The organism is Thermostichus sp. MS-CIW-25, from assembly GCF_054060015.1.
The window spans coordinates 1-11,851 of sequence record NZ_JBSSCS010000021.1 but is presented as its reverse complement, the minus strand read 5'-3'; the positions used below and the strand labels follow the sequence as shown (position 1 = coordinate 11,851).

Here is an 11,851-nt window from a genome sequence, read left to right as displayed (position 1 = left end):
AGCGCATTCCTCCCGGCACTGACCCTACGGGTACAGTGCGGGGCTCCTGCGATTTCTAGCTGAGCTGGGGGCTCAGAAGCCGTGGGCCAATACTTCCTCGGCGGCGCGAGTTCCCGCCCCTGGGGTGAAGTCGCTGTAGCCCACGGTGTGTAAAGCTGACTCCAGAGCAGCCAAGGTCATCAGCACATCGCGGTCGCTGATAAAGCCCAAATGGCCAATGCGGAAGATTTTGCCCTTGAGGTGGTCTTGTCCAGCGGCAAGGGCGATGTCGAAGTGTTTCTTCAAGGTGCTGCGGATGGTGTCAGCGTTGATCCCTTCGGGAGCGAGTACAGCTGTTACCGAAGGACTGGCCGCTGACTCTGGATCAACCAAGAGCTTTAGCCCCAGAGCCTTGACGCCAGCACGGGTGGCCTGGGCCAGCTTGGCATGACGCCGGTAGATGGCTTCCAACCCTTCTGCGCGCATCATGCGCAGGGTAACCTGCAGGGCGTAAAACAGGTTCACCGCCGGTGTAAAGGGAGTGGTGCCTTGGCGCAGGGCCTTTTGCGCCAGCTTAAAGCTCCAGTAGTACTTGGGAAACCTAGAGCGCTCCGTAGCGGCCATGGCCCGCGGGCTGACGGCCACAAATCCCAGCCCTGGTGGGATCATATAGCCCTTCTGGGATCCCGAGGCCACCACATCCAAGCCCCATTCGTCCATTAACACCGGCATTGCCCCCACGCTGGTGACCCCATCCACCAGGACGAGGGCTTCCCCGTGCTCGCGGGCAGCAGCAGCAATGGCTTGGACATCGTTGGCTACGCCGCTGGAAGTCTCCGAGTGGGTGAGGATGACGGCTTTGATGGTTTTTTCCCGGTCGGCAGCCAGCTTTTCTTGGAAGATCTCGACGGGGTAAGGGATCCCCCAGGGGGTTTCCACCCGCTCACACTGAAGGCCAAACTGCTCGGACATTTCCGCCCAGCGCTCCCCAAACTTGCCGTTCACCCCCACCAAAACCCGATCCCCAGGGCTGAGGGTGTTGAGGATCCCGGCTTCCATGGCACCAGTGCCACTGGCGGAAAAGACAAACACATCGGAGGTGGTTTGGTGCAGCCAGCGCAACCCATCGGTGACCTCTTCCAAAATGGCGGTGAACTCTTTGCTGCGGTGCTCGATGGGCCCTCGTGCCATCGCCAGCAGCGCACTCTCGGGAACGGGAGTGGGGCCGGGGATCATCAATATCAGCTTGTCTTTCATGCTTGCCCTGCTTAGGATGCAAGTGAGGTTTAAAAGGTGGCGGCCAGATTCGAACTGGCGCATAGAGGTTTTGCAGACCTCTGCCTTACCACTTGGCTACGCCACCCCATTGCTCAACTGGGCGCAGATATTGTATCCGAAAAGGGGATCCCCCTTCCAGTAACCAAAAGTAGCAGTTCCCAGCTCAGCTAGGCCTCAACCCTTTCTTCCTGCACCTTTAACAGACGGGATCCCAGCAGGCGCTGCAGCCAAGGAGCCAGAAACTTGCGGTTGGCCAACTGCTGCTGGGGATCCTGAGTTTCCAGAGGGAAGGGGGCAAGAGCCCGCAGGGCGGCAGTGGTAACACAGAACATGGCCTTTTGGAAGCTAAGGCAGATTTTCACCCGCAGGTCATCATCCCCGCGAGGCTGGCGGCGGTAGTGCTCTCGCAAGTAGGGGGGCAGGTGGCGCATCATATCCTGCATCAACAGGGTAGGCGGGATCCCAGCGCTGCCTACCGGCAGCGGATCGGCGTAGAGGGCGCCGTAGGCAAAGTCAGCCTGCTCAGCCGGGATCTGGTGGGCCTGGGCGTTGTAGGAAACCGTGCCCATAAAGGGAAAGGAGCGGAAAAACACCGCTTCCACATAGGGGATAGCCGTATCTGATAGGAAAGTCAGACCCGCCGAGAGAGGGATGATCTCGTAGCGGCGGCCCCAGATGCAGGGAGCGTAGGTGATAGGCTTGTCGGCAGCTGCCACCAACCCCTGCTGGATGTGAGCCACCACGTCGGGAATGGTGAGGTGGGGTTCTATCTCAGAGCGCTTGGCCAGCGCCAGGAAAATATCGCTCATCACCCGCCAAAACTGGCCCAAGCCGCTGTACATGGCCAGCATGCGCACCTGTTCCAGAGCAAAGTCGGGAAACAAGATCGCCAAGCCCTGCAAGAAGGGATTGAAGCGGATTTTGGCCCGGATGGCTCTCTTGGCCCGCTCGACAAATTCAGGGGTATCCAGGTAGCGGTCTAGCCCCCCTCCCCCATGCCAGAGCATAGCCTTCATGCAGTATTCGGCAAACTCGTAGTTGATGCGGTCATGCCACAGGTAGCGCAGCCATTTGCCCAGGGTAATCTCGCCGTTGAAATACTTGAACGCCGGAAAAAGCTCCAAAAATTGGTGGTCGGCAATAAAGATCAAATTGCGCGAATAGGCATCCAGCACCTCGCCGTAGCTATGCAGGATGCCAATGACCTCTAGGCGATTGGCAGGGGCATCCGGCACAAGGGCTCCCCCTGCCTCTAGGCGCTGGACAATAGGAGCCAGTTGCAGTTGCTCCAGAGGAGATAAGCCGGCCAGAAAGAAGCAGGAAGGAGCAGGAGCAAGAGTGGCAGTCATGGGAGCAAAAGAAACTCCGTCGATCTCATCAAATCATCAAAAGGAAGACAACCCAAACTGAAAGGCAGTGACCAGTCCTGCAACACCAGCTAGGTTAGCCTTGGCCAAGGCCAAGGTGGTGGACTCCACCCAGCGGGTTGCCCAGCTAGGCTGCAGGCCCAGTAACACCACCAGCGTTGCCAAAACAACAGCAGGCAGGCGCTCTTCAGTGGCGTGGCGTTGCATGGCTATGGCCACTTGCGAGAGGCGCCCAAAAAAGACACGGTTCACCATCAGCAGAAAATAGGCCGCCGTCAATCCCGTCCCCACCATGCACAGGAGCGTTTGCAGGGGAAAGACGGCAAAGCTGCCCCGAAAGAGGGTGAACTCAGCTATAAAGCCCACCATGCCCGGTGTGCCGCCACTGGCCATCACCCCTAGCACCATCAAGCTGCCAATAAGCGGTAAGCCCCGCTCCGGGTTGAGCAATCCCCGCAGCAGCTTGAGATCCCGTGTGCCGGTGTTGGCATAGACGGCTCCCACCAGAAGAAACAGCAGCGAGGAGATGAGGCCATGGCTGACCATCTGAAAGATGGATCCCACCAGGGAGAGGGGAGTGGCTGCTGCTACAGCCAAGAGGATGTAGCCCATGTGGGCAATGGAGCTGTAGGCCACCAGCTTTTTCATATCCTGCTGCACCAAGGCGTTCAGGGATCCATAGAGCACGTTAACCACCGCCCAACCGGCCAGCCAAGGCCCGGCTTGATCCCAGGCATCCGGCAAGAGCTGCAGGCCAAAGCGCACCAGGCCGTAGGTGCCCAACTTCAAAAGCAAACCCGCCAGCAACACGGAAATGGGGGTGGAAGCCTCCACATGGGCATCCGGCAGCCAAGTGTGGAAGGGAACCAAGGGGATCTTGATGGCCAGCCCCAGCAGAATGGGAATAAGCAACAGGGTTTGTTGCACCAGGGGCAAGGGGTGAGCCTGCAGGACGGTATAGGTAAAGCTGTGGGCATCGCTCAGCCAACTGAGGCCGAAAAAGCCTACCAACAGCAGGATCCCTGACAGAGCTGTGTAAATCAAGAACTTGGTGGCTGCATAGGTGCGCTGTGGCCCTCCCCAGATGGCGATGAGCAAATACAGGGGGATCAGCTCCACTTCATAGAACAGGAAAAACAGCAGCAAATTCTGAGCCAAAAAAGCTCCGGCCACCGCTGCCGCCAGCATAAGCACCAAGCTGTAGTAGAGGCGGGGCCGCTCCACCTGGCCGCTGGCCCAAATGGCCATCAGCACCAGCAGCCCGGTCATCACCACCAAAGGCAGAGAGATCCCATCCACTCCCACCTCATAAACCAAGCCCAACTGGGGGATCCAGGCCATCTTTTCCGCCAATTGCAGGGATCCAAGGTGGGGGTCAAAGATCAGCAACAGCCCCGCGCTCAGGCCAAACAAAACCCACCCAAACCCCAAGGCCAAAGCCCGGTGCAAGCCCTTCCCCGCCTGCTCGGGAATCAACCCAATCAAGATGCTCCCCAACAACGGGATCCCGATCAAAAGGCTCAACATGGCTCTCTCCCATCAATAGGCCAACCCCAGATGGAGCGAATGCAGCAGCCAAGCTGTAACCAACACCACCCCCATGACAATCACCAGCACATAGAGTTGCATCCGCCCCGACAGGGTGTACTTGAGGGCTTCGCCGCTGAAGAAAAAGGCCAGGCTCACCCCGTTCACCAAGCCGTCCACTCCGTTGCGATCCAGCCACTCCAATCCGCGGGAAAGGGCGCCGACCGGTTGCACCACCAGGGCTTGGTAGAGGTGCCCCGTGTAAAAGTCGTGGGCCAGCAGATCCTGCAACTCCGGCCAGGGCAGGTGCACCCTCCGTTGGCCTCCCCAGTACAGCCAGCCGCCAATGGCTGCCCCCACCAGCCCAGCAGCCGTCAGCAGGGCTGCCATCCACCTCAGCTCCGGGCTCCAGTCGGGATAGAGTCTCCACCGCCCAAACAGCCAGGGCATGAGCAAGGTTTGCACCGTCAGGATGCCCATGGGCAGAGCCATCAGCCAGCCCACCTCAGGGGCCCGGCGGGTTTTGGGTTGAGGGGATCCCAAAAAGACCAGGCCAAACACCCGCGCCAGGTTGAGAGCCGTCAGCCCATTCACCAGCAGCAGCACCCCCACCAGGGCCGGCTGCACCCCGCTGTAGACCAGCGCCAGGCGGGCCAGCGTCCAAAAGCACCCCAGCGGCAGCAGGGCCACCATCCCCAGGGATCCCACGGCAAAAGCGGCCACCGTGGCCGGCATGCGGCTGCGCAGGCCCCCCAGCTCTGTCAAATCTTGGGTAGAGGTGGTGTAGATGAGGGATCCCACCCCCATAAACAGCAACGCCTTAGCCAGGCCGTGCATCAGCAGCAACTCCAGGGCCAGCTCCGGCTGCTGCATTCCCACTGCCACAAACACCAACCCCAAGTAGGCACTCGTGGAGTAGGAGAAGGTGCGTTTGATATCGATTTGCGCCAAGGCCACCAGGGATCCGCCCAGGGCTGTGATCGTGCCGATGGCCACCAAGACCCCATTCGTAATCGGCGACAGGGCCAAGAGCGGCTGCAGCTTAATCAGCACAAAAGCCCCGCAGGCCACCACTGCCGAATTGCGCAAAATCGAAGCCGGGTTGGGCGCTTCCATCGCCTCATCCAGCCACAGGTGCAGCGGAAACTGGGCGCATTTCCCCAAAGGCCCTGCAATCAAAGCCAACCCCATCAAAGCCGCCCAAGCCGGATCCAAGCTGGCCGTAGCCGCCCAGTCCCGCAGGTCGGAAAACGTCAAGGCCCCAGAAAAGTTGGAAACCGCCACCACCCCCATCAGCAGCAGCAGATCTCCTACCCGCTTGGTTAAAAACGCATCCCGCGCCGCCGTCACCACCAGAGGCTGGGCGTACCAAAAGCCCACCAGCAAATAGGTGGAAAGGGTGAGCATCTCCAGCAGGGCATAGCTGAAAAACAGCGAGTCACTGAGGGCGATCCCTGTCATTCCCCCCTCGAAAAAGCCCATCAGGGCGGCAAAGCGACCCAGGCCCCAGTCCCTATCCAAATACCCCAGCGCATAGATCTGGGCCAGCAAGCTCAAACCGCTGATCCAGACGACGGCCCCCATTGTCAGGGGCGAGATCTCCAAAGACAGGGTCAAATCCAGATCGGCCACCCGAAACCAGGGGTAGTTCAGGATCTGGGGATCCCGACCCCAAACCTGCCGCAACAGCCAAAGGCCATGGGCAAAGGCGGCAAAAGTCAGAAGGATGTTGAGGTAAGCTGCCGGACGCGGGCCACTGCGCTTGACCCACCCCGTTGCCCAGGGAATGGCCAAAGCTGTTCCCGCCCACCCATAGCAAGGGATCCACCAACTGCTCTCCAACCCCAAAAGGTTTGACATCATTAAATGCTAAATAAAACGGAAAACTGGATCCAACGGAAATCAGTCAGGCTTTTGAATCGCTCGTTCTCTATTTCACGATATACCTGGCTCGAACGGTTCCAAAACCGGGCCGGATGGCTTGAGCCAATCTCGAAGTTGAGCGGCAATGCGCCGGGCGGCCCCTGGGGATCCCATGCGGCGGCGTCCATGGGCCCGCAACTCAGCCGCGTAGTTGGGATCGGCGGCCAGGCGTTCCAGAATCCGGCCAACCACGGCGGGAGCCTGCTCCACTGAGGTCAGGTGGACGGCGGATCCCAAAAGACGGGTCTGCGCTTCAGCAAAGCGCGGGGTAAACTGGGGCCCTTCTCCCGGCAGGGTCACCACCGGTTTTCCCAAGCCTACACATTGCTCGGTAGCCGTTCCCGCCATGGCCAGCACCACTGTTGCTCGTTGGGCACAGGCCCCGAAGTCCCCCCAAACCAGAAGCACATCGCTGCGCTGAGATGGGATCCGAGCCTGAAGCGGGTCTCGCTCCAGGTTGGGGCTGAGGGCAGCATAGACTTGCAGCTCCTTTGGGAGCCGCTCCACCACCTGCATCATCAGAGCCCAGTTGCGATAGGCTTCCGGCGGACGGGATCCGGGCAAGAGCAGCAAGGCCGGTCGGTGGAGATCCAAAGGCAATGTCCCGCGTGGCTCTAGGCCATCCATCATCGGGTTGCCCAGGTAAAAGGCCCTTAGGCCCCGTTTTTGCAAAGCTGTAGCTGTCAGCTCATCCCGCAAAAAAGAACCCAGGCAGCGTCGGTGGGCCATCAGCCAGCGCTCCCAGGGCAGGTAATCGGAAATCGGCTGCCCAAAAGGGATCCAGGGGTGTCGGTAGGGACCCCCTTCATCCCGCCAGTAATAGTCCGACTTGGCCGTGCCCACAAAGGCGTAGGGGATCCCGCTCCACCATGCCATCAGCAAGGGCACAATATCCCCCACGGCCAGCACCAGGTTCCTCTGGGCTGCTGCCCGCCGAACCAACGCCAATTGCCGCCCCGTCAGCCCCAGCAAACCGGCCCGCAAATCCCGCCACAACTGCCGCCAATCCTGATAAATAAACCCCCCCGACGGCATCACCTGGGCAATGGGCAGCAGGGGGATCCCTTGGCGTTGGTAGGCTGTCCCTTCTCCCACAATCGGCAAGGCTTGCACCGGGATCCCCAGTTGGACTAGGGCAACAGCAAGGCGACTGCCCACCTCATCTTCCCCGTGTCCATTGCTCAGACACAGCACCTGCGGTGGATTCGTTGGATTCCATTGGGTTTCCACAGCTTGCCGTAGGCGCAATCTGGGCTGAATCAAGAGGGATCCCCCAGCTCACCAGAAATCTCCTCATAGAATAGAGCCAATCCAAGAGGGGAACCCGGGAGATGATCCGAAATGAGCGACAACGAGCCGAACTGATTGCAGCGGTAGAAGCCCTTCAGCTGGAAGGCCCCTATTTTGTGGAAGAGCGCCTCGCCCGCCATCGCGGCCCTTTCTTGCGGGCAGTGAAAGATGTGCCTGTAGGGGGAACTTGGTGGGAGATCCGCTACTTTCCCGCCTGCGAGCGCTATGCTTGGGCCTACCTTCCGGAAGGGGCTGGCCCACGGGCTTTTGCCTGGGGACACACACCACAGCAAGCCTTTCTCAACGCCTTATGGCATCACTCCCTTTCTCCTCAGAGCCAAGAACAGCCTCAGGGAAACCATTCCGATTTACAGTGAATGGACGCCCTCTTGGCTTGCTTCCGCTTAGTGGTAGGACGGGGCTTTAGGCGCATTTTTTTGGTAAAAATTAAGCAACTCTCTTCCCACGTATAGGGAACATGAAACCCCAGGCCGTCGCCCGTATTCTGGATGCCAACCTCGATCGAGCTCGTGAAGGACTACGGGTATTGGAAGAATGGTTTCGTTTCGGCCTGGAAGAGGGAGAGCTCTCTGCCGAATGCAAGGCCATGCGCCAAGCCCTAGCCCGCTGGCACAGCGATCCCCTGCGTTTGGCCCGCGATACCCCCGCCGATCCAGGCACCCAGATCTCCCACCCCCAAGAGGAGCAACGGCGGGATCTCCGCCACCTCTTGCAAGCCAATTGCAGCCGTGTGCAAGAAGCCCTGCGGGTGTTGGAAGAATACGGCAAGTTGGCCGAATCCCACCACTGGGTGGCCCCTGGCCTGGCCAAGCTGGCCAAAGACATGCGCTATCGGCTCTACGTCCTGGAAAGTGAACTGCTGGGCGGATCCCTGCGGCAGCGTCTCCTGGCAGCCCATCTTTATTTGGTGACCAGCCCTGTGCCCCACTGGCTAGAGGTGGTGGAAAAATCCCTGCGGGGCGGGGTGACCCTGGTGCAATATCGCCGCAAAAACCTCCCCGACGGCGAGATGCTGCGGGATCTCAAACAGCTGCGGCAGCTGTGCGACCGCTACCAGGCGCTGATGATCGTCAACGACCGGGTGGACTTGGCTCTGGTCAGCCAGGCTGATGGGGTTCACCTGGGCCAGACGGATCTGCCGGTCGCCCAAGCTCGGCACCTCCTGGGATCCCAGCGGCTCATTGGCCTGTCCACCACCAACGCCGAAGAGCTGGCCCAAGCCCTGAACAGCGACGTGGACTACATTGGCGTCGGCCCCGTTTACCCCACCCCCACCAAAGCGGAGAAACCCCCTGCCGGCCTGGAGTACGTGCGCCTGGCTGCCGAGAAAGCCCACCTGCCCTGGTTTGCCATCGGCGGCATCGATCCCCACAACCTGCCCGAGGTGCGTCGAGCTGGGGCCACCCGTGTAGCTGTGGTGCGGGCTTTGATGGAAGCTGCCGATCCCACCCAGACTGCCCGCACCATGCTGGCCGAACTGCAAGGGATCCCTGCCCTATCCTAAAGATCAACCGTGAAGCTCAACCGTGAGCATTTTGCTGCTTATTGGCTGTTCCAATCCAAATGGTTTCTGAACAAGTGAGAGGAAGATGAAGTAAGGATGTTCTAAACTCCAGAGGCGATGACAGAAGCCGCAAGAAAAACAAATCCAGACAGCAGGGATCCTGCCCTGGTCGAGATCCCGGCGGAGCTGCAAGCAGGGCTGGTGACAGAGCTGGATTTGATGATCCGGGCCCGCTACCCCCTGGTTTACTTGGTCTCTCCAGAAGAAGAGCCTGCCGATGCCGTGCTAACCCAAGTAGCCAGACGGACAGACCCACCGCGGCAATTGTTGTTCTGGGACTTGGTGCGGGGCTGGCAAGATACAGGCGAGGATCGGGGCTCCATCATGGCAGCTCTGGGGCGGGTGTGGCGCTCTGCCCCCAACGAGGACACTCTCTTTGTGCTGCGGGATCTGCACTTTGTGTTGCGCAACGCCAGCAGCGACAAAAACGCTCCCATCATCCGGGAGCTGAAAAACCTCAGCCGAGAGCTCAAGCGCACCCGCAAGATGCTGATCCTGCTCAGCCACACCCTGGAAGTGCCCAGCGACCTGACGGAGGAGATCACCGTCGTCGATATTCCCCTGCCCAACAGCGAAGAGATCAGCCGCCTCATCCAGCTCTATGTGGCTCCAGATAAGCTCAAGCTTACCCCTCTGGCCCGCGAGCAACTGGTCAAAGCCTGTCAAGGGCTGAGCCGAGAACGTATTCGCCGCGTTTTGGCCCGCGCTTTGGCCGCCAAGCAGGAGGTCAATGAAGCCGATATCGACCTGGTGCTGGAGGAGAAAAAGCAGGCCATCCGCCAAACCGGCATCCTGGAGTTTTTCACCGCCCGCGAGACCCTCAAAAGCGTGGGGGGCCTGGATAACCTCAAGGCCTGGGTGCGGGTGCGCCAGGAAGCCTTTACCGAAGAGGCGCGTCGCTATGGCCTGCCCAACCCCAAGGGCGTGCTGCTGGTCGGGATCCAGGGCACCGGCAAATCCCTCTCCGCCAAGACCATCGCCAATGAGTGGCGGCTGCCCCTGCTGAGATTGGATGCCGGGCGGCTGTTTGCCGGCATCGTCGGCGAGTCGGAAAGCCGGGTGCGGCAGATGATCCAACTGGCAGAGGCGATGGCCCCCTGCGTGCTTTGGATCGACGAGATCGACAAAGCCTTTGGCAACATCACCAGCAGTGCCGATGGAGATTCTGGTACCAGCCGCCGGGTGTTTGGCAGCCTGATTACCTGGATGCAGGAGAAGACCAGCCCCGTTTTCATTGTGGCCACTGCCAACAACGTGCCGCTGCTGCCGCCAGAGCTGTTGCGCAAGGGCCGCTTTGACGAGATTTTCTTCTTGAACCTGCCCACCCACGCTGAGCGCAAAGAGATCTTCCGGGTGCATTTGCAGCGGTTGCGCCCCAGCCGCCTGCGGGAGTTCGACCTGGAAGCCTTGGCAGCCACAGCTCAGGACTTCAGCGGGGCCGAGATCGAGCAAGCCATCGTAGATGCCATGTACAACGCCTTTGGGGGCAGTGGCAGCAGCACTCGGCGGGACTTTACCCAAGAGGATATCCTGCAGGCCATCCGCGAAACCGTGCCTTTGGCCTCGATTGCCCGCGACCAAATCGAGAGTCTTAAGTGCTGGGCTGCTCAAGCGGGCGCGAGAACGGCCTCTCAAGATGCCCAGGTGCTGCAGGAGATGAAGCAGTGTTTTGCCTCTTCTTGAGATTCAGAATGGGTGAAATCCACCTCCCAGCCCAAATAAGGCGGCTAGTATGCCAATACCCACAGCAACTCCAGCCGCTATCTTCAAGTTTTCTTCTAGGCTTTCAGCATCTGCCCTTTCCTTTATTGCGGTTAGCAGAAATAGCTGATCCTCTTCACTAAGCCCACTTATAAAATCCGGGGATATAGATTCGATAGGGACGGTTTTAAAATGATCGATCCTGCTTCTACAGTAGAGCTGAAGCTGGGAAAGCTCCGAGTCTCTGTCTTTCTCCATCTGGGCTATTGCTGATGTTGCCTCTCCTTGGAGCTTTTTAGCCCTTTCTACTTGATCCTTACTGTATTTGGAGTCAAGGACTGCTGACCAGCCAGCAAGAAATGAAAAGAGAATAAGTATGACACCAACAAGCTCCCAGCCAATCGAGAGAGCCAAAACACCGAGCAAGAGAAAGGTTAAACAAGATTGTATGTTGTCGTCCTTCGTAATAAATCTGTAGTCAATTCTGGCATCTTCCTCCCTTACTCCAATAGCGATTAAGTTCTTCTTGAGTTCAGACTTAACTTGCTCTATTTTCTGGTTATAGTTAGCCTCGATATTTTTCTTGCGACGTTCTATCTCTTCTGCAGCTTCCTTTATCTTGTCGAAGTCAAAGGGCCAAGGGTTGCCGTCTTGGGTGCTGTAGCTGCGTTCCGCTTTCAAGTCTTGGCCATGCCCGCTCCCTTTCGTGGACGAAGTCTGGGAAAGTCTTTGGGAGTCATAGGCTTTTCGCTTCACAGGATCGCTCAGTATCGAGTACGCCTCCTGAATAGACTTAAACTTTTCCTCAATGTACTGCCGCGCTTTAACAGGCGTATCTGGGTGAAGTTTATCGGGATGGTATTCTTTGGCAAGCCGCCTATAGCTCTCTTTAATTTCTTCTAAAGTTGCATTGGGCTGTAATTCCAGCTCGCGGTAAAGGTCTTTCATGGGAGGATCCGGCGCAGGGGGCCTTGTGCCAGCTACTTTGATGCGGGGATCCTATTCCCTGAGGGGAAGCCTTGCAAAGTGCTACTCAATACCTAGACTCTTTTTTAAGCCTATTTTAGGGATCGGACAGCTCCAGCCAAGCAGCCCTTGGCTCCTCCCTCAGCTAGAAATCGCAGGAGCCCCGCACTGTACCCGTAGGGTCACTGCCGGGAGGAATGCGCTTTGATGAAGTACAATGAACTTATGAGCCAAG

9 protein-coding genes and 1 tRNA gene are annotated in these 11,851 nt (G+C 58.8%); 3 read left to right on the top strand and 7 right to left on the bottom strand.

Translation table 11 applies throughout. The annotated features are described in order from the left end of the window. Positions 1-72: 72 nt before the first annotated feature. The 6 genes from ACVWZ1_RS08795 to ACVWZ1_RS08770 all read right to left on the bottom strand — a co-directional run bounded on the left by ACVWZ1_RS08795 (position 73) and on the right by ACVWZ1_RS08770 (position 7,304). On the bottom strand, positions 73-1,236 hold the full coding sequence (locus ACVWZ1_RS08795) for a pyridoxal-phosphate-dependent aminotransferase family protein (RefSeq protein WP_414419384.1): 1,164 nt from the start codon (positions 1,234-1,236) through the stop codon (positions 73-75). 34 nt (positions 1,237-1,270) lie between these two features. Beyond that, a tRNA-Cys gene (locus tag ACVWZ1_RS08790) sits at positions 1,271-1,342 on the bottom strand. A gap of 82 nt (positions 1,343-1,424) precedes the next feature. Continuing rightward, positions 1,425-2,606: a CO2 hydration protein gene (locus ACVWZ1_RS08785; RefSeq protein ID WP_457503152.1), complete on the bottom strand. Its 1,182-nt coding sequence runs from the start codon at positions 2,604-2,606 to the stop codon at positions 1,425-1,427. Positions 2,607-2,642: 36 nt separating this feature from the next. Next, complete coding sequence (locus tag ACVWZ1_RS08780; RefSeq protein ID WP_457466941.1) at positions 2,643-4,151, bottom strand: NADH-quinone oxidoreductase subunit M; 1,509 nt, start codon at positions 4,149-4,151, stop codon at positions 2,643-2,645. Positions 4,152-4,163: 12 nt separating this feature from the next. After that, positions 4,164-6,011: an NAD(P)H-quinone oxidoreductase subunit F gene (locus ACVWZ1_RS08775; protein ID WP_457466957.1), complete on the bottom strand. Its 1,848-nt coding sequence runs from the start codon at positions 6,009-6,011 to the stop codon at positions 4,164-4,166. 75 nt (positions 6,012-6,086) lie between these two features. After that, complete coding sequence (locus ACVWZ1_RS08770; RefSeq protein ID WP_457503182.1) at positions 6,087-7,304, bottom strand: lipid-A-disaccharide synthase-related protein; 1,218 nt, start codon at positions 7,302-7,304, stop codon at positions 6,087-6,089. Positions 7,305-7,405: 101 nt separating this feature from the next. Between ACVWZ1_RS08770 and ACVWZ1_RS08765 the strand changes: the two genes are divergently transcribed. The 3 genes from ACVWZ1_RS08765 to ACVWZ1_RS08755 all read left to right on the top strand — a co-directional run bounded on the left by ACVWZ1_RS08765 (position 7,406) and on the right by ACVWZ1_RS08755 (position 10,632). Further along, positions 7,406-7,741, top strand: coding sequence for a hypothetical protein (locus tag ACVWZ1_RS08765; protein ID WP_457466940.1), 336 nt, complete (start codon positions 7,406-7,408; stop codon positions 7,739-7,741). Between the two features lie 101 nt (positions 7,742-7,842). Then, positions 7,843-8,889: a thiamine phosphate synthase gene (locus ACVWZ1_RS08760; RefSeq protein ID WP_414350712.1), complete on the top strand. Its 1,047-nt coding sequence runs from the start codon at positions 7,843-7,845 to the stop codon at positions 8,887-8,889. 219 nt (positions 8,890-9,108) lie between these two features. Next, positions 9,109-10,632 carry an AAA family ATPase gene (locus ACVWZ1_RS08755; RefSeq protein ID WP_457503181.1) on the top strand — a complete coding sequence of 508 codons (1,524 nt, stop codon included), beginning with the start codon at positions 9,109-9,111 and terminating at the stop codon, positions 10,630-10,632. 3 nt (positions 10,633-10,635) lie between these two features. Here the strand turns inward: ACVWZ1_RS08755 and ACVWZ1_RS08750 are convergent, their stop codons facing one another. Further along, a complete protein-coding gene (locus tag ACVWZ1_RS08750) occupies positions 10,636-11,598 on the bottom strand; it encodes a J domain-containing protein (RefSeq protein ID WP_457503150.1) in 963 nt (320 codons plus the stop codon). Positions 11,599-11,851: the final 253 nt, after the last annotated feature.

Excerpts from the sequence above, each read along its gene's own strand:
- ACVWZ1_RS08795 (WP_414419384.1), bottom strand. The coding sequence starts at position 1,236 with ATGAAAGACAAGCTGATATTGATGATCCCCGGCCCCACTCCCGTTCCC.
- ACVWZ1_RS08785 (WP_457503152.1), bottom strand. The coding sequence starts at position 2,606 with ATGACTGCCACTCTTGCTCCTGCTCCTTCCTGCTTCTTTCTGGCCGGC.
- ACVWZ1_RS08780 (WP_457466941.1), bottom strand. The coding sequence starts at position 4,151 with ATGTTGAGCCTTTTGATCGGGATCCCGTTGTTGGGGAGCATCTTGATT.
- ACVWZ1_RS08775 (WP_457466957.1), bottom strand. The coding sequence starts at position 6,011 with ATGTCAAACCTTTTGGGGTTGGAGAGCAGTTGGTGGATCCCTTGCTAT.
- ACVWZ1_RS08765 (WP_457466940.1), top strand. The coding sequence starts at position 7,406 with ATGATCCGAAATGAGCGACAACGAGCCGAACTGATTGCAGCGGTAGAA.
- ACVWZ1_RS08760 (WP_414350712.1), top strand. The coding sequence starts at position 7,843 with ATGAAACCCCAGGCCGTCGCCCGTATTCTGGATGCCAACCTCGATCGA.
- ACVWZ1_RS08755 (WP_457503181.1), top strand. The coding sequence starts at position 9,109 with ATGATCCGGGCCCGCTACCCCCTGGTTTACTTGGTCTCTCCAGAAGAA.
- ACVWZ1_RS08750 (WP_457503150.1), bottom strand. The coding sequence starts at position 11,598 with ATGAAAGACCTTTACCGCGAGCTGGAATTACAGCCCAATGCAACTTTA.